General features: G+C 34.5%; 17 protein-coding genes. 6 read left to right on the forward strand and 11 right to left on the reverse strand.

Going from position 1 to position 21,281, the window contains the following annotated elements:
- Positions 1-10: 10 nt before the first annotated feature.
- From ACFQ0I_RS06130 to ACFQ0I_RS06150, 5 genes are all read right to left on the reverse strand, one after another.
- Positions 11-1,558, reverse strand: coding sequence for an aldehyde dehydrogenase (NADP(+)) (locus ACFQ0I_RS06130; RefSeq protein ID WP_379940405.1), 1,548 nt, complete (start codon positions 1,556-1,558; stop codon positions 11-13).
- A 122-nt stretch (positions 1,559-1,680) separates the two neighbouring features.
- Positions 1,681-3,924 (reverse strand): heparinase II/III family protein, encoded by a 2,244-nt coding sequence (locus ACFQ0I_RS06135; protein ID WP_379940407.1) that lies wholly within the window; start codon positions 3,922-3,924, stop codon positions 1,681-1,683.
- 9 nt (positions 3,925-3,933) lie between these two features.
- Positions 3,934-6,231 carry a chondroitinase-B domain-containing protein gene (locus ACFQ0I_RS06140; RefSeq protein ID WP_379940409.1) on the reverse strand — a complete coding sequence of 766 codons (2,298 nt, stop codon included), beginning with the start codon at positions 6,229-6,231 and terminating at the stop codon, positions 3,934-3,936.
- 52 nt (positions 6,232-6,283) lie between these two features.
- Positions 6,284-7,228 (reverse strand): sugar phosphate isomerase/epimerase family protein, encoded by a 945-nt coding sequence (locus ACFQ0I_RS06145; RefSeq protein WP_379940411.1) that lies wholly within the window; start codon positions 7,226-7,228, stop codon positions 6,284-6,286.
- A gap of 110 nt (positions 7,229-7,338) precedes the next feature.
- Positions 7,339-8,583 carry a T9SS type A sorting domain-containing protein gene (locus ACFQ0I_RS06150; RefSeq protein ID WP_379940414.1) on the reverse strand — a complete coding sequence of 415 codons (1,245 nt, stop codon included), beginning with the start codon at positions 8,581-8,583 and terminating at the stop codon, positions 7,339-7,341.
- Between the two features lie 407 nt (positions 8,584-8,990).
- Here ACFQ0I_RS06150 and ACFQ0I_RS06155 point away from each other — a divergent pair, with 407 nt between their 5' ends.
- Both ACFQ0I_RS06155 and era read left to right on the forward strand, forming a co-directional pair.
- The gene (locus tag ACFQ0I_RS06155; RefSeq protein ID WP_379940415.1) at positions 8,991-9,692 is read left to right on the forward strand and encodes an FKBP-type peptidyl-prolyl cis-trans isomerase; all 702 of its coding nucleotides are present in this window, start codon (positions 8,991-8,993) and stop codon (positions 9,690-9,692) included.
- Positions 9,693-9,819: 127 nt separating this feature from the next.
- Positions 9,820-10,701 carry a GTPase Era gene (era, locus tag ACFQ0I_RS06160; protein ID WP_379940416.1) on the forward strand — a complete coding sequence of 294 codons (882 nt, stop codon included), beginning with the start codon at positions 9,820-9,822 and terminating at the stop codon, positions 10,699-10,701.
- Between the two features lie 602 nt (positions 10,702-11,303).
- Here the strand turns inward: era and ACFQ0I_RS06165 are convergent.
- Positions 11,304-11,807: a GTP-binding protein gene (locus tag ACFQ0I_RS06165; RefSeq protein ID WP_379940418.1), complete on the reverse strand. Its 504-nt coding sequence runs from the start codon at positions 11,805-11,807 to the stop codon at positions 11,304-11,306.
- A gap of 173 nt (positions 11,808-11,980) precedes the next feature.
- Here ACFQ0I_RS06165 and der point away from each other — a divergent pair, with 173 nt between their 5' ends.
- The gene (gene der / locus ACFQ0I_RS06170) at positions 11,981-13,285 is read left to right on the forward strand and encodes a ribosome biogenesis GTPase Der (protein ID WP_379940420.1); all 1,305 of its coding nucleotides are present in this window, start codon (positions 11,981-11,983) and stop codon (positions 13,283-13,285) included.
- 157 nt (positions 13,286-13,442) lie between these two features.
- Here the strand turns inward: der and ACFQ0I_RS06175 are convergent, their stop codons facing one another.
- From ACFQ0I_RS06175 to ACFQ0I_RS06195, 5 genes are all read right to left on the reverse strand, one after another.
- Positions 13,443-14,237, reverse strand: coding sequence for a TPM domain-containing protein (locus tag ACFQ0I_RS06175; protein WP_379941049.1), 795 nt, complete (start codon positions 14,235-14,237; stop codon positions 13,443-13,445).
- A 71-nt stretch (positions 14,238-14,308) separates the two neighbouring features.
- On the reverse strand, positions 14,309-14,749 hold the full coding sequence (locus ACFQ0I_RS06180; protein WP_379940421.1) for a TPM domain-containing protein: 441 nt from the start codon (positions 14,747-14,749) through the stop codon (positions 14,309-14,311).
- Between the two features lie 26 nt (positions 14,750-14,775).
- Entirely contained in the window at positions 14,776-15,375 is a 600-nt protein-coding gene (locus ACFQ0I_RS06185) for a LemA family protein (RefSeq protein ID WP_379940423.1), read from the reverse strand.
- 62 nt (positions 15,376-15,437) lie between these two features.
- On the reverse strand, positions 15,438-15,767 hold the full coding sequence (locus tag ACFQ0I_RS06190; RefSeq protein WP_379940425.1) for a MerR family transcriptional regulator: 330 nt from the start codon (positions 15,765-15,767) through the stop codon (positions 15,438-15,440).
- Positions 15,767-16,738 carry a M23 family metallopeptidase gene (locus tag ACFQ0I_RS06195; protein ID WP_379940426.1) on the reverse strand — a complete coding sequence of 324 codons (972 nt, stop codon included), beginning with the start codon at positions 16,736-16,738 and terminating at the stop codon, positions 15,767-15,769. Before ACFQ0I_RS06195 ends, ACFQ0I_RS06190 begins: the two co-directional genes overlap by 1 nt.
- Positions 16,739-17,028: 290 nt before the next feature.
- On the opposite strand from ACFQ0I_RS06195, the gene alaS reads away from it, so the two are divergent.
- Genes alaS through ACFQ0I_RS06210 form a run of 3 tightly spaced genes read left to right on the forward strand, consistent with a single transcriptional unit; the run spans position 17,029 to position 21,097 of the window.
- Positions 17,029-19,653, forward strand: a complete 2,625-nt coding sequence (gene alaS, locus ACFQ0I_RS06200) for an alanine--tRNA ligase (protein WP_379940428.1) — start codon at positions 17,029-17,031, stop codon at positions 19,651-19,653.
- A gap of 49 nt (positions 19,654-19,702) precedes the next feature.
- Complete coding sequence (locus ACFQ0I_RS06205; protein ID WP_379940429.1) at positions 19,703-20,080, forward strand: GxxExxY protein; 378 nt, start codon at positions 19,703-19,705, stop codon at positions 20,078-20,080.
- Between the two features lie 51 nt (positions 20,081-20,131).
- Positions 20,132-21,097, forward strand: a complete 966-nt coding sequence (locus ACFQ0I_RS06210; RefSeq protein WP_379940431.1) for a GSCFA domain-containing protein — start codon at positions 20,132-20,134, stop codon at positions 21,095-21,097.
- The last annotated feature ends 184 nt before the right edge of the window (positions 21,098-21,281 follow it).

The raw sequence follows: 21,281 nt of genomic DNA on the forward strand, positions 1-21,281 counted from the left end.
CTGTGTTGATTTAATCAATACTTGCTTTTGACAATTCACCATCAATTAAACGCCAAATATTTCCAAGATTTTCATTTTTAAGTCCCTCTGGTAAAAATGCATTAGGGTAATCTTGAAAACATACCGGACGCACAAAGCGTTTTATTGCATTTGTGCCAACAGATGTAGATTGAGGTGCTGAGGTTGCTGGATATGGTCCACCGTGAACCATGGCATGACAAACTTCAACTCCTGTTGGATAACCGTTAATTATGATGCGACCAACTTTTAATTCTAGAATCGAGAACAGCTCTTTATAGTTTTCAAAATCTTCTTCTGTACCATGAATGGTGGCGGTTAAATGACCTTTAAGGTTTCTTGCCGCTTCCAATATAGATTCTTTCGAATTTGCTTCGACAATAATACTTGAGGGTCCAAAATTTTCTTCAGCTAATAATTCATTAGATTGAAAATTTTCTATGGATGTTTTAAAGACATTTGCAACGGCACCATTTTCAGCGCTATCAGATTTTCCTTTAGCAAGTACTTCTACAAGTGCAATATCTCCAGCGCGTTTTAATCCGGCATTATAGGTTTTTAGCATATTGGGCGTAAGCATAGTGGCCGAATTAGTCTCGCTAATACCACTTTTTAAATTAGAGTAGAAGTGGTTAATGGTTTCCGATTTTTCAACAAAAGTTAACCCTGGGTTTGTGCAAAATTGCCCCACTCCTAAAGTTATAGATGCGGCCAAACTTGAAGCAATTTGTTCGCCTTTTTGCTTCAATGCATTTGGTAAAATAAAAACAGGATTTGTACTTCCCATTTCCGCAAATACTGGAATGGGTTCTGGTCTTGAATTAGCATAGCCTACTAGTGCATTACCGCCCCTAAACGATCCTGTAAAGCCAACTGCTTTAATTCCAGGGTGCTTCACCAGATTTTCGCCTACCTCATTGGTATTACCATAAATAATTGAAAAAGTACCTTCTGGCATTTGGCATTTTTGAATGGCGTTTTCGATGGCTTTTGCCACCAACTTAGAAGTTCCGGGATGTGCTTCGTGAGCTTTTACAATCACAGGACAACCTGCAGCCAAAGCCGAAGCAGTGTCGCCACCTGCAACAGAAAATGCTAACGGAAAATTACTAGCACCAAAAACAGCAACCGGACCTAAAGGCAATAGCATATGTCTAATGTCCGATTTAGGGAGTGGTTTACGGTCTGGGTCTGCTTTATCGATTCTGGCATCTACCCAAGAACCTTCTCGAACAACTGTAGCAAATAATTTTAATTGCTCCATTGTTCTTCCTCGTTCACCTTCTAATCTTGCAACCGGCAATGCGGTTTCTAAATGACATCTTTGGATAAGTTCATCACCCAAATTTAAAATCTCATCGGCAATAGTAGCTAAAAAATCAGCAATACTGTTTTTATCCTTTTTTCTATAAATATCGAAAGCTAAAGTGGCTCTTGCAACTGTTTTATTTATCTCATCTTTTGAAGTATTAATAAATTCTCCTTCTAAAGGTTCTTTAGTAATTGCATTTATAGCGTAAAACGTATTTGATTTTTCCATTTCTAAATTAATTTTCTTTATTAGTATATCTTTAAAGATTCTTATTTAATCAAAAATTGTTAAATAAGAATCGATTAAAAATTTCAATAAACCTTAAATATCTGTGATTTAGGTGATTTCGTTTATTGGTTTATAGTAAAAATAAGTTCCTTACCAGGATTTAAAGTTACTTTGCCTTTTTCTTTTACTCCTAATACAGTAATTTGTAACTCTTTGGTATGTAAGGATTGTATAGTTATGTTATTATGTTCTTTTTTTATTAGCACATCGGCATCCTTAGAAAACGATATTTTCACCTTGTTTAATTCTAAAGTCTTAACCGAAAAGTACGCCGAAATATTATCCTTAGATAAGGATGTTGCTTGATTGCCCGTCATTTTCCATTTAGAATTGTTTACGCTCCATCCTTTTAAATCTGGAGTTGTCTTGCCTTGATTAATGCTTTCGTCGAATTTTTCAAAAGGAAAAATAGCGGTTATAAAACTAAAATCGGTTTTATTGTTTTTAGCGGCTACTGCCCATTGTTTTCCTCGAGTGCCTGATGTTGACACCGTATCTATGGCTATTAGTTGATAAATATCGCAGCCAGAACCATCATTAAAAGTTGAGCGCAATAAATTAGGGGCCGATTCTAAGCTGTAATGACCTTGCCAGATTTGTTTATATGTGTGTGGTTTATTAGCATTAAAATTGTCTTTTACTAGCCAAAAATCATCTTTCAAATAAATAACCTGTCTGGAATAATTTACCCCAATATTTTCAAAACCATCATGACTTCCAATATATACATCTACATCTTTATTACTGTTCCAAGCAATTGTTTTTGGTTGTGGCAAGGACTTAAATTTACCGAAACCACTACCTCCTTGATTACCTGCATACCCTTTTCCTTGCAATTCATCGTCCACTAAAGCCACGTTTTTAACCATGCTGTTTTTAAAGAACTCATAATCTTTCAATGAATAACGAACCTGATAGTTTGGTAAAATAACCTGACCGTTAGCCATAGCCTGGATACCCAACATATCGCCATGTTGATGGTCTGGTTTGTATTTGTCAAGGCCGTTACTAATTATCATCATGTTATCGGTTGTATCCCAGCCTTCGCGCATGATGTAGTAGCCTGTAGTCGGAAAAGCAAGCGACGAAAATTCTGGTTGCTTTGTAGCGATATTGCCAAGCAATTCCAATTGTGTGTCGCTTACATACCAGAACATTTTTTGTTCAACGAAACTATTCGCGAAATAACCCATTTCTGGATCTTCAAATAATAGATAACCTAATGTTAATGCTCCAGAAATATCGTTTTTTTCTGCCCATGGTGCATTGGTGTCGTCAGACAAAACAGGTGCTGATTTGTCTGGGTAGGCTATTTTTGTTAAGGTTGTGAATAGCGATCTTAATTTGTTTTCCCAAAAATCGTTTACGTTAATATTACTGTTTTTAGCTAATTGATATACAAAATAATAATTATCAATATCGCTCATATGATAATGTACAGTGCGTTCAAATTGAAATCCGTCGTCGTTTATTTCTTTGTCTAGATGCGCTTCCAGTTGTTTCATTGCTAAGGCATACCATTTGTCTGAATCTTTAAAATCTTGAAACAAAATGGATAGCATTGCTAGAGCCGACATACCTCTTGTTTGATGATTCCCCGGTACAAAGTCTGTATTGGTTTCATACAGATTTGAGGCATGTTGCAATAAGGTTGCAATCGTTAAAAGCTGGTCTTCGTCTGAATATGCCTTTTCACCCAAAAACATGTTATGAATATGTAGCCAATTCAAGATGCGATATCCAGACCTAAAAGCTTCATAAACCCCATTACCATCTTCAATGGTTTCATATTTATTTGCTAATAAGGCAGCATTTAAAGATTTTAATTGGTTTTTGAAGTAGTTTAAATAGTCTGCATTTTTATTTTGATACTCGTAATAAAAAGCAATATCTACCATTTTATGCTGTCTTGCCAAATGGCGTAAAGCATAGGCATTAACGGGTTCTCCGTTTAGGTAATTAAAAGGGAGTTTCCATGTGGTAGAATCGGCAAATTTAGAAAGATGGTCTAAACCTCTCGCGGTATGGTTGTTTTTTGCCTCCGGGTAAATGCTATTATAAGTTTTAAATCGGGCGTTAAAATGCTTCCAATTATAAAAGTAGCGTTCGGCGAATTTATTACGAAAGTATTCGGCTAATGTAGCATTCGAAATAGAATTGCCCCCTAAGGCCTCCTTTGTTTCAGGTTTTAAAAATTCGACTAGTTTATTGGTTTCAATAATTGCCTTTGCAGGAACGTCTTGAGCATATGTACTTAGACATCCAGCAAAAAAGGCAATTATTAAAATGCTTTTAAAGTAACTCATCACAAAAGATTAGTACATTAATTTCAGTTCTAAGTTTTGCACTACTTCAATGTTTCCAGAATTAATAATGGTGTTTTCTCCTGGTTCTTGCCCTTTTTCGCCCCATAAAATAGCAATTACTTTTACTGGGTTATTTTTAAAGGTGTTATTCGCAAATTCCACATTTACAATACCTCTGTTTTTTATTAAAATCTGGTCTTTTTCTGCTTTTCCAGAATTGGTAAACGTATTGTTTTTTAGTGTTAAGTTTCCGCCAATAGTAGATTCGTCGTAACCACCACGATAGTAGTCAAGCACAACTTCTTGTATGCCGTCGAATGTGGTATTTGTTATGGTTACAAATTCAGCATTATAATCGCCTCCATCATTTTTTTCTTTGTTAAGCATAAAACCACGTTCGCAATTTTTAATAACCGAATTAGCTACTGTAATAGAATCGGCAAACGATCCTTTAGATACCTCTAAAACCGACATGAAATTTTTAATCTCCACATTATCCAAGTGTAAATTATAAGCTTTACTCATGTTCTTATCTAAGGTATTGAAGGTGTTTTGCGATTTGTTTCCTGTTAAAACAACATTTTTAAGAGTTAAATAGCCTTTAGGATGCATTTCAAATGCGGTGTTTTGTGAACTGAAAACCAATTGGCTTTTCTTGTTTTTAGAAACAATTGAAATGGCCTTATCTATTACCAAACTAGAATTTAATTTGAAAGTGCCTTTATTTAATGAAATGATATCTCCGGAATTTGCTTCTTTTAACTTGCTGATAAGTTCTTCAGAGGTTGAAACATTAATTGTTTTAGATTTTGCTTTTGCTTTTTCAGGATTAAACCAGCTTGTTCCAAATTTCGATTTATCAATTAAAACCGCATTTTCTTTAACTGGATTTACAATAGCACCAATACTATTATTTGTTGTTCTGTCGTTTCCGAAGAGGTCTTTAGTTATGGTTTCAAAATCGAATCCCATATAAACATCCTTCATGTTTTCATTCGGAACAAATAAATTATGTGATTTTTTAGTGATTGAAACGGTTTTCGTGATTAATCCTTCTGGTTTTACCTCACCATTGTTTTCGTTATTAATAATATTGTTATTAAAATTAACACCATCAACTTTATCATAATTTACAATAGGAAAGGTATCGGCAACGTTGTTGTAAATTAAATTGTTTGCAATTTCTACTCGTTCTGGTCGTGCCGAACGTATTTCGGTAGCGGGCAACACATCACTTTGACTCACATTAGAGCCTACGCTAAATTGCCATGGCGATTTACAATCTATAAAAGAATTGTGTGCCACAACAACATCTGTTACTTGGTTATATCTATTTAGTGGTGATTTTGGTATACCATTCATAACAGCCAAAGCACTTCTAAATGCTTCACCATTTATTTTGTAGAAATAATTGTTGGTAATCCAATGGCCAGTATTAATAACGCGAATACCGCCAATAAACTTCGAGTTATCGTTTCCTATAAAAACGTTTCCATCGATAATCGCATAATTTCCGTGTCTTAATACTAAAGAACCTTCACTTTCAAAAAACACATTATTTCTAAATTCGTTAAAGTTCGATTTACTGGAAATTATTTCAATTTCGCCATTGCAACGATCAAAAAAGTTGTTGGCTACCAAAGTGTGTGAAGGCGTCATAGAGGTGCCACTATCTCCTAATTGAATGGTTTCGCCATGTGGACCACCTTTTCTTGGTCTTGGTCCAAAATGATTATTTATTATTTTATGGTAGTTATAAATGTTTTCATTGCCTTCTAAACGAATCATAATAGTTGGTCCGAAGTTAGATTTTCCAGTAAGGTAATTATTACTGAATTCGTTATGGCGTCCCCAAAATTCTACCCAATGGTCGCTAACATCTCGGTCTGGTTGTGTAAATTCTTCGATAACGCATTGTGTTACCGTACAATTATTGGCAATTCTGTTATTGTCAATTTTAAACTGGATGACATTTTTAGTAGGTGTATGTCCGTTCTTAAAATATAAGTTCTTAACAATTAAATACGAACCGCCAATTTTTAAATTCGATACGCCTTCAATGCTTACTTTTCCTTGCGCTTCGGCAGTTAAAGTAATTGGTTTTTCTTTGGTGCCTTTGCCATAAAACTTAATTTCAACATCTTTCCAAACACCATTTGCAAGCACAATATTATCTCCCGGGTTGCTGTTTTTAATGGCGCTATTTAACTCGTTTATGTTTGTTACTTTAATATTATTTGTTTGTGCCAGAGCTTTGCAAACAATAAATAAAATAAGGAAGATTGATACAATTGTTATTCGTTTCATGTGTTTAATATATTGAGTTTAATGTAAATTATCCGTTTAGTTGTTGCTGGTTTTAAGCTTCTTTCCAGTATTGTTGTATTTTTTTTAAATCCCGTTTCATAGCATCGAATACCACTTTTTTATCTACAGAGATTTTTTGTTCGCCTTTTTCGGCACCGCCTAAATCGTATTCCAGATGCAGCGATACTGGTGGTTTAATGTTGTATTGTTTTAATAGTTTAAAGTATTTAACAAAGTCTACCATACCTTCGCCAATAGGCACGTTAATGGCTTCCCATTTTCCATTTATTTGTCCCCATTTAAAATCTTTTAAAACTATTACTTTTATGTTTGGTTCTAATAGTCGAAGTCCGTTTTCCCAAGAATTTCCACCTTCAACCATAGCATGTCTAATATCATATTGTGTACCAAAAAAGTCGGGATTTACAGTTTTTAGTATTTTTTTAACTTCCCAGTAAGAAGCGCCCACATGCGTACCTGCATGGTTTTGGTAGCAACCAACAAGGCCTAACTTTTTATTAAGTTCGCCTAATTTTTTTATTTCTTTTTGATAAAACAATAAAGAATCCTGCATGCTCATACCTTCTTTATATTGAAACCAATTGGTTCTGTAATATTTGATTTTTGCTTTCGAAGCGGCTTCTAAAACAGAAACGTCTATTGGGTTGTTAGCACTTTCAATAGTAGTTGTAATCATGTTGCAGTTTATACCACTTGCCGTAATATCTTTAACAGCGTTAGGAAGATCGGTTGCAACGGTTTCTGGTAACACATGGCCTTTAGGGCGCACTGTTAAGTCTACGCCATTAAACCCCATTTCTGCAGCCACGGCGCCAGTAGTTTTATAATCTAAAAACTGCAGATGTTTAGAAAATATGTTAACATCGAGTTGATCATTTGGGAGCTCGTTAAAAACACTCGGAAACGCGAATGTTGAAAAAGGTAAAAACCCTGCGGCACAAGCTGTTTTTGCGATAAATGATCTTCGTGTTGTCATGATCTACTAACTAATTAAAATGTTTTACTAATTTAAGTTTTAAATACAAAAAGCCTTTAAAAATTAAAGGCTTTTTGCGTTCTTACTAATTATAAAATATTATAAACAAACTATTCAATTACTATTTTTTTAGTGGTGCTTGCACCTTCAGCATTTACTTTTAACATATAAATACCTTTAGCTAAACCAGATACGTTCAAACGACTGTTTATTAATGCTTTTTCAGAAATAACTTGTGCTCCAAGTAAATTGTACATGGCTACAGAAGAAATTTTTACACTTTTAGATTCTACAGTGATATAATCTTTAGCTGGGTTTGGGTAGATATTTAATCCTTCTATTTGATTTTTCGATATACCTAATGTAGCATCTGATACTATTAACTCGTCAGCGTAATTAAACGCTTTATCTACAGCATATATTTTGTAATAAGTTCCAGATGTATATGTGTCATTAAATGTAGTTGCAGTTCCGATATACACAACTGTACCTGAAACACTACCTGTTACGGTATTGCCTACTTGGTAAATACCATTTTGATTAGGATCGTCATTAGCAGCAGGCATAGATGCGTATTTAACTACAACATATCCACCACCATCTACACCACCAGAAGGAGCTGTCCAGCCTATTGTGCCGCTGGTATTATAAGTGCCAGCTGTTGCGGCATTTGGAGCAGTATTATCGATAGTGTTTCCTGTATATACTACGAAATCATCGACATTAACATCAGCTGAATAAGTTTTTGTGGTTGCTACAGCTAATCGTACTGAAGCAAAACTAGCAGTGTTAGTGTTAGTGCTAGAACCTGGCGTAACTCCTGATACTATTTCGGTATATTTTACCCAAGTATCTGCAATGTGTGCTGTAGTGCTTCTAGTATTGGCAGACCCGTAACTTACACCTCCTGGATATAAAGCTCCCGTGACAACATTTTCGCCATTTTCTCCTAATATAGATGGATCTACACTAGTTTTGTAATAAAACTGTACGACATAATCCTGATTGTATTGCAACAGGTTTCCGGTTGGATTAGCAGGTGCCTGTAAGCGACAATTAGTAGATGTTGTTGCTGGATCGGAAGCTAGAGCAATCACACCGAATTTATTCCCTGTCCTTGCTGTTGCAGCATTATTAATAATGGATCTTTTACCTATAGAAGTAGCAGATGTACCACTTACAGTCCATTCTGTGAAGTTATTAGCACTGTTACTTGACATACCTGGAATTGTGGTGGTCGCAGTCTGGGCTTCCATACCACCATCCATAGTTGGAAATTCACCAATAACTTGTTGGCTTTGTGCAAAAATTAAACTTGTGGCTAATAAGCCGAAAGAAAGTAAAGTTTTTTTCATAATTAAAAGTTTTAAAATTTAGTTTATAAATATTTTTTTGTCCAATACAATAACTAGGTCAAAATAGAGGTTAGTTTGGGAGTCGAAAAACTGGTTAACCAATTTGGTTTACCAAAAATACGCATTTTTTTGATGTGTGCAATTAAATTTAGTATTTTTTTTGTTAAATATTGGGTTTTGAGTTACTTAAGATTTGTGAATTGTGTTTCTAGAATAAATTTTAACATAAACAGCTCATTTTTAATTGATTTATATATTGATGATGCTTTTTTTAAATGAACTTTTCGTAGCTGGTCCGTTTTTAATTAATACATTTTTATAAATGTTAAATTTCATAAAATACTTCCGCCATTCTGTTTAGAATTTTGTTACTTTAGCAGCTTAAATTTTTAAACTAAAAAACAAAAATGAAAATAATTAAATTTTTAGGAGTTATTGCAATAACTTCTCTTCTATCTTCTTGTGGCGGACAAGGTGTTACTAAAAGAGCATTAAAAACAGAACTAGATTCTGTAAGCTATGCGATTGGTATGGATGTAGCTAGAAACGTAAAAACAAATGTTGCCGAAATTGATAGCGAATTGTTTATACAAGGCTATATGAATTACTTAGATTCTACAAACATTTTAATTAAAGAAGAAGGTGTTCAGCAAATTTTAAGTACTTATTTTCAAAAGAAACAAGCTGAGAAAATGAAAGAGCAACAAGCTGAAGGCGAAAAAAATAAAGTTGCAAACGAAAAATTCTTAGAAGAGAACAAATCTAAATCTGGTGTTAAAGTAACCGAAAGTGGTTTACAGTACATCGTGATGAAAGAAGGTACAGGTGCAAAACCAACTGCCGAATCTAAAGTAAAAGTACATTATCACGGAACTCTAATTGATGGAACTGTATTTGATAGTTCTGTTGAAAGAGGTGAGCCAGCCGAATTTGGTATAAACCAAGTAATAAGAGGATGGACAGAAGGCTTACAATTAATGTCTGCAGGTTCTAAATACAAATTTTTTATTCCTCAAGATTTAGCATATGGTGCTAGACAAACTGGCGATAAAATTAAACCTTATTCAGCATTAGTTTTTGAGGTAGAATTATTAGAAGTTTCTAACTAAATAGTAAAACTTATATAGATTATATAAAAGCAGAAAGATTTCTTTCTGCTTTTTTTGTTTAAAAATGTTAGATAGTGCAATATATAAATCAAGGTTGTAAATTTGTACCCAACAAAAAATTAATACTATGAACCACAAAGCAGGTTTTGTAAATATTATTGGAAATCCCAACGTAGGTAAATCTACCTTAATGAACGCCTTTGTGGGCGAAAAGTTATCCATCATTACCTCCAAAGCACAAACTACGCGTCACAGAATTTTAGGTATTGTAAATGGTGACGATTTCCAGGTAGTGTTATCAGATACCCCTGGTATTATTAAACCAGCTTACGAACTTCAGGAAAGCATGATGGGTTTTGTAAAATCTGCTTTCGAAGATGCCGATGTGCTACTGTATATGGTAGAAATTGGTGAACAAGAATTAAAAGACGAAGCTTTTTTTAATAAAATAACCAATTCAAAAATTCCAGTGTTGTTACTTTTAAATAAGATTGATAAATCGAATCAGGAACAATTGGAAACTCAAGTGCAGATTTGGGCTGAAAAAGTACCGAATGCCGAAATTTTCCCAATTTCAGCGTTAGAAGGATTTAATGTAAAAGAAGTTTTTAATAGAATTATAGATTTGTTGCCAGAATCGCCAGCATTTTATCCTAAAGATCAATTAACCGATAAACCCGAGCGTTTTTTTATAAACGAAACCATTCGCGAAAAAATCCTTTTGCATTATAAAAAGGAAATACCCTATGCTGTAGAGATAGAAACTGAAGAATTTTTAGAAGAAGAAAAAATTATTCGCATTCGGTCGGTCATCATGGTAGAACGAGAAACACAAAAAGGTATTATTATTGGCCATAAAGGTAGTGCTTTAAAGCGGGTAGGTGTAGAGGCCAGAAAAGATTTAGAAGCTTTTTTTGGCAAGCAAATTCACTTAGAAATGTATGTAAAAGTGAACAAAAACTGGCGAAGCAATCAAAACCAGCTAAGACGCTTTGGGTACAATAATTAATGAATAAGGCGTTTGTCAGGTTGAGCGCAGTCGAAACCTAGAAGTTATCTTAATTTAATTTTTTATGCACCGTTGAAACTTGTGATTAAATTAGTTTTCAGTTTCAGTTTCAGTCTCAGTCTCAGTCTCAGTCTCAGTCTCAGTTCGCAGTAGTATGTGTCAGGTTGAGCGCAGTCGAAACCTAAAAGTTATCTTTATTTAAATTTTTACGCATCGTTGAAGCTTGTGATTAATATAGTTTTCAGTCGCAGTCTCAGAGCGAAGTTATACGTGTCAGGTTGAGCGCAGTCGAAACCTAAAAGTCATCATTAATTTAAATTTTTACGCACCGTTGAAGCTTGTGATTCATATAGTTCTCAGTCTCAGTGCGAGAAGTTATATGTGTCAGGTTGAGCGCAGTCGAAACCTAAAAAATCATCAAATTTTAATACATGTCATTTACGCTTCAACTAAGCGTTACATTCTGCATCAATACTAATAATAACTTATTGATTTGCTAACAATTAGTTTAAATACCATGGCGATATTTGAACCGTTGAAAAACTGCTAATTAAGGCAGTACATTTGAGTTAGTTTAGTTATAAAGTCTTAATTGTTTGCATTCAATTAAGACTTTTATTTACAACACCTTCGGCAAAGTTTCTAAGTCTTAGCATGTCATCTTTACTCGATGCTTTTCCTATGCTACCAGCCACGTATAGTCCTATCCAAATTAAAACCATCAAGATCATTAGGCTTATTTGCAGTGCGAGCCCTGTTTTTAATGTCCAATTAGTATAAGCCCAAATACCAAAAGCAATAAATAATCCAGCGACTAAAAAGTGTACAAACATAAAGAAGGTCCATACCGTGGGGTTCGGACCAAATAAACCATGTAACACACAGGAATTTTTATCGACGTCGTTTATTTCTAAATGCAATTGCGGCGACCAGAAATGCTGCTTATGTTTCGGAAATTTAATGAAAACATGGTCGTCAATTCTGCTCACAATAAATTCAGATTGCGCTTTTTTACTGTCCTGAAATCGGTTTAAAATGCTTTCATGATGTTCATTTAATTCAATTTTAAATCGCGGGCGTAAAATAATATCGTTGGCGGTTGGCATAGTTACTTGGTTTATGGATAGTAAAATACTATTTTTTTCTTCTAAAAAGTAAAGAATTTATTAGTTCTTAAAAAATATGCTTGCAAAGGGTATATTTCCTATTTTTGCAAAAAATTTAGCAAACCTGTTAAATAAAACATCAACTGTAATAAGTTGCAGATAAATAAAAGATTATGAGTAATATAGTTGCGATAGTAGGACGCCCAAATGTGGGGAAATCAACATTTTTCAATCGTTTAATACAACGAAGAGAAGCCATTGTTGATGCGGTAAGTGGAGTTACTAGAGATCGCCATTATGGAAAAAGTGATTGGAACGGAAAAGAATTTTCGTTAATTGACACTGGAGGATATGTATTAGGAAGCGATGATATTTTTGAAGCTGAAATAGATAAACAAGTAGAGTTAGCTATCGATGAAGCCGATGCCATTATCTTTATGGTAGATGTGGAATCTGGTGTAACAGGTATGGACGAAGACGTTGCTAAATTGCTTCGTAAAGTGAGCAAACCTGTTTTTTTAGTAGTTAATAAGGTGGATAATGCTAAACGCGCCGAAGATGCCGTAGAGTTTTATTCCTTAGGATTAGGGGAGTATTTCACCGTAGCCAGTATTAATGGTAGTGGCACTGGTGAGTTATTAGACGCCTTGGTAGAAGCATTACCAGAAAAGGAAACCGTTGTTAATGAAGAATTGCCTCGATTTGCAGTGGTTGGTAGACCAAATGCTGGTAAATCGTCGTTTATAAATGCGTTGATAGGTGAAGATAGATATATTGTAACCGACATTGCAGGAACTACTAGAGATTCTATTGATACAAAATATAATCAGTTTGGTTTCGAGTTTAATTTAGTAGATACTGCTGGAATTAGAAGAAAAGCTAAGGTTAAAGACGATTTAGAGTTTTATTCTGTGATGCGAAGTGTAAGAGCCATAGAGCATTGCGATGTGTGTTTATTAGTTTTAGATGCCACTCGTGGATTTGATGGTCAGGATCAGAATATATTCTGGTTGGCTGAGCGCAACAGAAAAGGTATTGTTATTTTAGTTAATAAATGGGATTTAGTAGAGAAGGACCACAAAACAACTTTAGAATTCGAAAGAGCAATTCGAAAAGAAATGGAACCTTTTACAGATGTGCCAATAATTTTTATATCAACCCTTACAAAGCAACGTTTATATAAAGCGATCGAAACAGCTGTTGAGGTGTATAATAATAGAACCAAAAAGATTAAAACCAGTGTTTTAAACGAAGTGATGTTGCCTATTATTGAAAGCTACCCGCCACCAGCTAATAAAGCAAAATATGTAAAAATTAAATACGTGATGCAATTGCCAACACCACAACCGCAATTTGCATTTTTCTGTAATTTACCGCAATATGTTAAGGAGCCTTATAAGCGTTTTTTAGAAAATAAATTACGTGAAAAATTCGATTTTAAAGGTGTTCCGGTAAGTATTTATATGAGGAAGAAATAGATTTGTTAGATGGTTAGATGGTTAGATGGTTAGATGGTTAGATGGTTAGATGGTTAGATTTGTTAGAAGGTTAGATGATTAGATAGTTAGAATTTAAAGGTTCTTATTGCCAACAGCTATCAACTAACACCCAACAACTAACACCCAATCCCCAAAATTACCATCCACCAGAAGCGCCGCCGCCGCCGCCAGAGCCTCCACCGAAGCCACCTCCAAAACCGCCGCCGCCGCCAAAGCCACCACCAGAGCCGCTGCCAAAGCCACCGCCTCGGTAATTGCCGCGACCCATATTGCTTAATATAATGGCTTCGAAAATATCCATAACATCCGATTTGTTTCCTCGGTTTCCACTATTGCCGCCGCCGCGTCTGTTTTTTGAGATGGACAAAACGATAATAATAAAAATGAAGATTAGAATTATTACTAATTCGGCAGGAAATTCTTTTTTATTTGATGTTTTGCGTGTGCCTTGATATTCGCCATTTAAGACTTCAAAAATGGCATCTGCGCCTTTATTTAATCCTCCATAATAATCATCTTGTTTAAAAAACGGAATTATGTTATTTTCAATAATACGCTTAGACATAGCATCGGTTAGTAAATGCTCGACCCCATAACCCGTATTTATGGCTATTTTCCGGTCGTCTTTCGCTAAAATTATAAGAATACCATTATCTTCTTTAGCTTGCCCAATACCCCATTTTGTCAACCAATTGGCACCTAAATAATTAATATTCTCTCCATTGGTAGATGTAATAATGGCTACTACAATCTGAGTGGAAGTGGTATCAGAATACTTTATTAATTTTTGTTCTAAATCGTTTTTTTGAACTGGAGTTAATAGGTTAATGTAGTCGTAAACACTCGTTTGAAAATCTGGTTTTTTTGGAATATCAAACTGTGCGAACACCGCATTGAAACTAAAAAGAAAACAGAAAAGAGCAAGTACAATAGTGCTATAGTTGTTTATAGACCGATGACCGAAAACTAGAAACTGAGACCGAAAACTGTAAACTAAATACTTCACCCTTTAGAAATTTCGTTAGTGAGTTCGTTTGTATCTGAAGCGTGGTATGGAAAATATTTTTTAAGTTGTTCCCCAGATTTTATAATACCGTCAATCAATCCTTGTTTAAAGTTCCCAGCTTTAAAATGCCCTTGCATGATATCTTTTGTGCTATCCCAAAAGTTTTTCGAAACCACATCATTAATACCTTTGTCGCCGTAAATTACAAATGTTTTTTCTTCAACAGCCACATAAATTAAAACGGCATTTTGAAGTTTAGTATTGTCCATTTTTAGCATATAAAAAACCTCTAAAGCACGATTGGTAGCATCGCCTTTAGAGGTTTTTTCGATATGTACTCGTATTTCGCCAGAGGTGTTTAATTCAGCTATTCTAATGGCTTCAATAACCTCCTGTTCTTCACTGCTTGTTAAAAAATCTTCAACTTTATTGGGCATGAGTGTGCGAGAAAATCTCGTAATTTTTATTTAAAATCAAATTCCACGTCAGGAGCTTTTTCGCTTCCTGCGTCTGCTTTGTAATAATTCATTTGGTCGAAATTGAATAAACCTGCTAATAATGAATTTGGAAATATTTTAATATGCTTATTATATGGCTCCACAGCTTCATTAAAGCGGTCTCTAGCCACATTAATTCTGTTTTCAGTACCTTCTAATTGCGCCTGTAGTTCTAAGAAATTCTGATTCGCTTTTAGTTCTGGATATCTTTCCACCACAAGTAATAATCTTGATAATGCACCAGTTAAACCACTTTGCGCTTCCTGAAACTGCGCCATATTTTCTGGTGTTAAATTATTCGCGTCTATTGTTGTTTTTGTGGCTTCGCTTCTCGCTTTAATAACAGCTTCTAAAGTGCTTTTTTCAAAATCGGCCGCTCCTTGCACTGTTTTCACCAAATTGCCTATTAGGTCATTTCGGCGCTGATAGCTGCTTTCTACGTCTCCCCAACTTCTGGTTGCGGTTTCTTTAAAGTTTACAGCGGTGTTATTGAATCCTTTTGCCCAAGAATAAAGTCCGAAAACTATCACGGCAATAACGATAACAGGAATAAGCCATTTTTTCATTTTAATTAATTTTTGAGATTTATAGTTTGATTATCTAGTAAGTAGTACTTTCTTAAAAAATGTTACAAATGTTGTTTTATTTTTATGAGTTGATTTTTTACATCTTCTAATTTACTAATAATTTCAAAATTTGTAAGTGTTTCTTGCTTTTCTTCTTTTAAATGAATTTTGGCACCATCAAGAGTAAATCCTCTTTCCTTTACTAGATGATAAATAAATTTAAGATTTTTTATGTCTTCAGGCGTAAATTTCCGATTTCCTTTGGCATTTTTTTTTGGTTTTAGAGCATCAAACTCTTTCTCCCAAAACCGTATAAGTGATGCGTTTACACCAAATGCTTTGGCCACTTCGCCAATACTATAATATCGTTTTTCGGGTAAATCTATGTACATTAATCTAGAGATTGGTTTTCTAATGATGCGTGCTCTAACATTTTATTAAATTCTTCGGCTGTTAAACTTCCGTAGTAAAAGTTAATAGGGTTAATGCGCTCGCCATCTTTAAATATTTCATAATGTAAATGCGGTGCTTCAGAACGTCCTGTACTACCAACAAATCCAATTAAATCACCACGTTTAACCTTTTGGTTTTTTCGAACGTTATATTTGTATAAATGCGCATAAAGGCTCACATAACCGTAACCATGATCTATTCTAATATGATTACCATAACCGGTTGCAGTATTGTCAGCACGTTCTATAATTCCATCGCCTGAAGCGTAAATAGGTGTACCTCTTGGCGCACTAAAATCCATTCCATAGTGCATTTTTCTAACTTTCGTAAACGGGTCAGATCGCATACCGTAACCCGAAGCCATTCTTTTTAAATCTTGATTTCTAACTGGCTGAATAGCAGGAATGGCAGCCAAAAGTTTTTCTTTTTCTGCTGCTAATTTAGCTATTTCATCAAGCGATTTGCTTTGTACCACAATTTGTTTTTGAAGAATATCTAAGCGCTTGTTACTTTCAATAATTAATTTGGAATTATCAAACCCTTCTAAATTTTTGTATCGGTTGATACCACCAAATCCCGCTTTACGCTGTTCATCTGGAATGGGATTTGCTTCAAAATACACCCGATAAATATTGTTGTCCCTTTCAGCAACACTAGCCAATACAGCCTCGGCTTCCTTCATTTTTTTATTTAATAACTCAAATTGCAATTGGGAGTTCTGTAATTCTCGTTTTAAAGCACGTTCTTTTGGCGATTCTACATACTGACTTGCTAAAAAAACAAATAAAAATCCAAATAGAGCCGCTCCTAATAAAAATACAGATGCATACTTTAAAGTTGTTCTTTTTTTGCGCTTTATTTTCTTGTATGATAACGATTCTGCATCGTAATAATATTTTACCTTACTCATTTCTTAATTTATACTATTTTTGCACTTTAAATAAATGCCATACATATTCGATTTTTATAGCAAACGCCTAAATCCACAAAATATTATTATGTATGATTAGCATAATAAAACAAACATAGGATTTATGTTTTTGTAAACAGTAAAGATAAAAATTGTTTTGTAAATAAAATAATATAACAACACAGTAACCATTTTAAATAAATAAAATGTGCATGTATAAAAGTTTGACGAAGAACCAAATTTTTAAAAGCGAACTGCATGCAAGCATTAAAAAACAATAAATATTACGCATGAAGTCACAAGATATTCGATCTCAATTCTTAAGTTTTTTTGAAGATAAAAAGCACAGCATAGTTCCGTCGGCACCAATGGTTCTTAAAGACGATCCAACTTTAATGTTCGTAAACTCGGGGATGGCACCGTTTAAAGAATACTTTTTAGGGAATGCCCAGCCAAAAAATAATCGCATTGCCGATACACAAAAATGCTTGCGTGTTTCTGGAAAACATAATGATTTAGAAGAGGTTGGTTATGATACCTACCATCACACTTTATTTGAAATGTTAGGTAACTGGAGTTTTGGCGATTATTTTAAAAAAGAAGCTATTGCTTGGGCTTGGGAATTGTTAACCGAAGTTTACGGAATCGATAAAGATATTTTATATGTAACCGTTTTTGAAGGTAGTGAAGAAGATAAGCTGCCTATGGATACCGAAGCTTACGATTTATGGAAACAATTTATTACCGAAGATCGTATTTTAAAAGGCAATAAAAAGGATAATTTCTGGGAAATGGGCGACCAAGGTCCGTGTGGACCCTGCAGTGAAATTCATGTTGATATTCGCTCTGCGGAAGAAAAAGCTAAAATTTCTGGGAAGGAATTAGTAAATAAAGATCATCCTCAGGTTGTTGAAATTTGGAATTTAGTATTCATGCAATACAACCGAAAAGCCAATGGTAGCTTAGAAAGTTTACCAGATAAACACATTGATACTGGTATGGGTTTCGAGCGCTTGTGCATGGTGTTGCAAGGTGTTCAGTCTAATTACGATACCGATGTATTCACCCCAATTATTCGAGAAATTGAAACAATAACTCATAAAAAATACGGTAATCCAGATGCTTCAGGAGAAAAAGTTGATGTTGCTATTCGTGTTATATCCGATCACGTACGTGCGGTGGCTTTTTCAATTGCAGATGGGCAGTTACCAAGCAATACAGGTGCGGGTTATGTAATACGTAGAATTTTACGACGCGCCGTGCGTTATGGCTTTACTTTTTTAGATAAAAAAGAGCCTTTTATATACAGGTTGGTTGATGTATTGAGCGATAAAATGGGGTCTGCATTTCCGGAGTTAAAAGCTCAAAAACAATTGGTTGAAAATGTTATTAAAGAAGAAGAACAATCGTTTTTAAGAACGCTAGACCAAGGCTTGGTTTTATTAAATCGTATTGTTGAAGAAACAAAAGGAACTACTATTTCGGGTGAAAAAGCATTCGAATTGTATGATACTTACGGGTTTCCTATCGATTTAACAGCACTTATTTTAAGCGAAAAGGGGTTGAATTTAGATGAAAAAGGATTTAACGAAGAACTTCAAAAACAAAAAAATCGATCGCGTGCAGCCAGTGAAATGTCTACCGAAGATTGGACGATTTTAGTTGACGATAAAGAAGAAGAATTTGTTGGTTACGATAGGCTAGAAGCCAAAGTAAAATTAACCCGATACAGAAAAGTAGTGTCTAAGAAGGACGGCGAAATGTATCAAATGGTTTTTAATTTAACCCCGTTTTACCCAGAAGGTGGCGGACAAGTAGGTGATAAAGGCTATTTGGAAGATTCTCATGGCGACGTGGTGTACATTTTAGATACCAAGAAAGAAAATAACGTTATTATTCATTTTGCTAAAAATTTACCAAAGCATATTAACGAATCCTTTCAGGCAGTTGTTGATGCCAAACAGCGCTATAGAACAGAATGCAACCATACTGCAACCCATTTATTACATCAGGCCTTACGCGAAATTTTAGGCACGCATGTGGAGCAAAAAGGAAGTGCTGTACATTCAAAAAATTTAAGATTCGATTTTTCTCATTTTTCTAAATTAACAAATGAAGAATTACAAGATGTCGAAAATTTTGTAAATGCACGAATAGCAGGAAAATTGCCATTAGAGGAAATGCGAAACGTCCCAAAAGAAGAAGCCATTGCCGAAGGTGCTATGAGTTTGTTTGGAGAAAAGTACGGCGATACGGTTCGAGCAATTCGTTTTGGGAAGTCTATAGAGCTTTGTGGAGGGACGCACGTAAAAAATACCTCTGACATTTGGCATTTTAAAATCATATCAGAAGGTGCAGTAGCTGCAGGGATTCGACGTATTGAAGCTATAACTAACGATGCAGTTAAGGATTTTTATGCAGAGAACAACAGACTTTATTTAGAAATGAAAGAGTTGCTTAATAATGCACAAGAGCCTGTAAAAGCGCTTCAGAGTTTACAAGAAGAAAATACAAGTTTGAAAAAGCAAATAGAGGCTTTATTAAAAGATAAAGCTAAAAACATAATTGGCGAGCTTAAAAACGAACTGCAAGATATTAATGGGATTCAGTTTTTAGCAAAAAAACTTGATTTGGATGCATCTGGTATTAAAGATGTTTGTTTCGATTTGGGTTCGAATGCTGATAATTTATTCTTGTTGTTTGCCACCGAAAGTGAAGGGAAGGCCTTGTTAACATGTTATATTTCTAAAGAATTGGTAGCGAGTAAAGGATTAAACGCTGGACAAGTAGTGCGCGAACTTGGAAAATACATCCAAGGTGGTGGCGGTGGTCAACCGTTTTTTGCAACAGCAGGCGGTAAAAACCCATCTGGGATTAATGAGGCTTTAGAGGCAGCGAAAGCGTATTTGATATAGTCTCGCAAAGTCACAGAGACGCAAAGATTTAAGTACTGATTTTTTATTTATGAGTGAGAATGAAATTTCAAGTGTCATTGTAGATAAGTGTTATCAAATTCATGTTGAGCTAGGTCCAGGTCTCTTAGAATCTGTGTACGAAGAAGTTTTATGTTTTGAACTCATCAATGAAGGGCTGCACGTAGAAAGACAAAAGGCGTTACCGGTAATTTGGAAAAATAGAAAACTTGATTTAGGATTTAGAACGGACTTAATTATTGATAGCAAAGTTATTGTTGAAATAAAATCTGTTGAAGAAATTCATCCTGTACACCCAAAACAACTGCTTACTTACTTGAAATTATCAGGATTGAAACTAGGATTATTAGTTAATTTTAATAGTCCGTTAATAAAAACCGGAATCACAAGAATTGTGAACAATTTGTAAGGCTACTTTGCGCCATAGCGTCTTTGCGAGCCAACATTTGAAAGTATAAAAATGAAATTACAAACCCAAATACCATTACAAAAGCAGTCTAATAATCTTATAGACTACAATTCAAACATTTTATTGTTGGGCTCTTGTTTTGTTGAAAATATGGGGGATAAGTTGTCGTATTTCAAGTTTCGAAATCTTCAAAATCCATTTGGTATTTTATTTCAACCTAAAGCTATTGAATCGTTAATTTTAAATGCAATCGAACTAAAAGAATATTCAGAAAAGGATATCTTTTTTTTTAACGAACAGTGGCATTGCTTTGAGGCACATTCTAAATTAAGTTCACCATCAAAAGTTGAATTGTTGCAAAATTTGAATCAACAAGTTAAATCAACAAACCAACAAATTCAACAATCAAGCCACGTAATTATCACCTTAGGAACCGCTTGGGCCTATCGATTCATCGAATCCAAAAGTCTTGTGGGAAACTGTCATAAAGTGCCTCAAAAGCAATTTTCTAAAGAATTACTTTCGGTTGAAGAAATTGCAGCGTCTTTGCAGAATATTGTAAGCCTAATACAGAATGTAAATTCTAAAGTGTCAATTATTTTTACAGTTTCACCTGTGCGTCATATTAAAGATGGTTTTGTTGAAAACACTCGTAGTAAATCCCATTTAATAGCGGCGATTCATCAGTTCTTAAATCAAAAAACCTTAAGCGCAGACCAACAATCATTTTATTTTCCATCGTACGAAATTGTAATGGACGAACTTCGCGATTATCGCTTTTTTGCCGAAGATATGGTGCATCCAAATCAATTAGCTGTTAACTATATCTGGGAGAAGTTTCAGGAAGTCTGGATAGCTGCCGACGCCATTAAAACCATGCTGTTGGTTGAAGAGGTGCAAAAGGGACTTCAGCATAAACCTTTTAATCCAAACTCAGAAGCGCATAAGAAATTCACTCAAAATTTACAGCATAAAATAATGCAATTGCAGGCTTATTTTCCGCATATAGTTTTTTAGAACAATCGCTGTGCAATAATCATTAATTAGTTGTAAATCAAAAATGTATCCGATTCAAAGTGTTGTATTTATTTTGTTAATATCGGGTTTGATAAACGTATTAATATTAATGTAAAATTTCGTTATGTAAAATATTTTTTGTAAGTTAACACTTAGAATTTGATTTTTGAGGGAAAAAAATTAT

The organism is Mariniflexile aquimaris (assembly GCF_042676825.1).
In the GTDB taxonomy this organism is placed as follows: Bacteria; Bacteroidota; Bacteroidia; order Flavobacteriales; family Flavobacteriaceae; genus Mariniflexile; species Mariniflexile aquimaris.

Excerpts from the sequence above, each read along its gene's own strand:
- ACFQ0I_RS06130 (WP_379940405.1), bottom strand. The coding sequence starts at position 1,558 with ATGGAAAAATCAAATACGTTTTACGCTATAAATGCAATTACTAAAGAA.
- ACFQ0I_RS06135 (WP_379940407.1), bottom strand. The coding sequence starts at position 3,924 with ATGAGTTACTTTAAAAGCATTTTAATAATTGCCTTTTTTGCTGGATGT.
- ACFQ0I_RS06140 (WP_379940409.1), bottom strand. The coding sequence starts at position 6,231 with ATGAAACGAATAACAATTGTATCAATCTTCCTTATTTTATTTATTGTT.
- ACFQ0I_RS06145 (WP_379940411.1), bottom strand. The coding sequence starts at position 7,228 with ATGACAACACGAAGATCATTTATCGCAAAAACAGCTTGTGCCGCAGGG.
- ACFQ0I_RS06150 (WP_379940414.1), bottom strand. The coding sequence starts at position 8,583 with ATGAAAAAAACTTTACTTTCTTTCGGCTTATTAGCCACAAGTTTAATT.
- ACFQ0I_RS06155 (WP_379940415.1), top strand. The coding sequence starts at position 8,991 with ATGAAAATAATTAAATTTTTAGGAGTTATTGCAATAACTTCTCTTCTA.
- era (WP_379940416.1), top strand. The coding sequence starts at position 9,820 with ATGAACCACAAAGCAGGTTTTGTAAATATTATTGGAAATCCCAACGTA.
- ACFQ0I_RS06165 (WP_379940418.1), bottom strand. The coding sequence starts at position 11,807 with ATGCCAACCGCCAACGATATTATTTTACGCCCGCGATTTAAAATTGAA.
- der (WP_379940420.1), top strand. The coding sequence starts at position 11,981 with ATGAGTAATATAGTTGCGATAGTAGGACGCCCAAATGTGGGGAAATCA.
- ACFQ0I_RS06180 (WP_379940421.1), bottom strand. The coding sequence starts at position 14,749 with ATGCCCAATAAAGTTGAAGATTTTTTAACAAGCAGTGAAGAACAGGAG.
- ACFQ0I_RS06185 (WP_379940423.1), bottom strand. The coding sequence starts at position 15,375 with ATGAAAAAATGGCTTATTCCTGTTATCGTTATTGCCGTGATAGTTTTC.
- ACFQ0I_RS06190 (WP_379940425.1), bottom strand. The coding sequence starts at position 15,767 with ATGTACATAGATTTACCCGAAAAACGATATTATAGTATTGGCGAAGTG.
- ACFQ0I_RS06195 (WP_379940426.1), bottom strand. The coding sequence starts at position 16,738 with ATGAGTAAGGTAAAATATTATTACGATGCAGAATCGTTATCATACAAG.
- alaS (WP_379940428.1), top strand. The coding sequence starts at position 17,029 with ATGAAGTCACAAGATATTCGATCTCAATTCTTAAGTTTTTTTGAAGAT.
- ACFQ0I_RS06205 (WP_379940429.1), top strand. The coding sequence starts at position 19,703 with ATGAGTGAGAATGAAATTTCAAGTGTCATTGTAGATAAGTGTTATCAA.
- ACFQ0I_RS06210 (WP_379940431.1), top strand. The coding sequence starts at position 20,132 with ATGAAATTACAAACCCAAATACCATTACAAAAGCAGTCTAATAATCTT.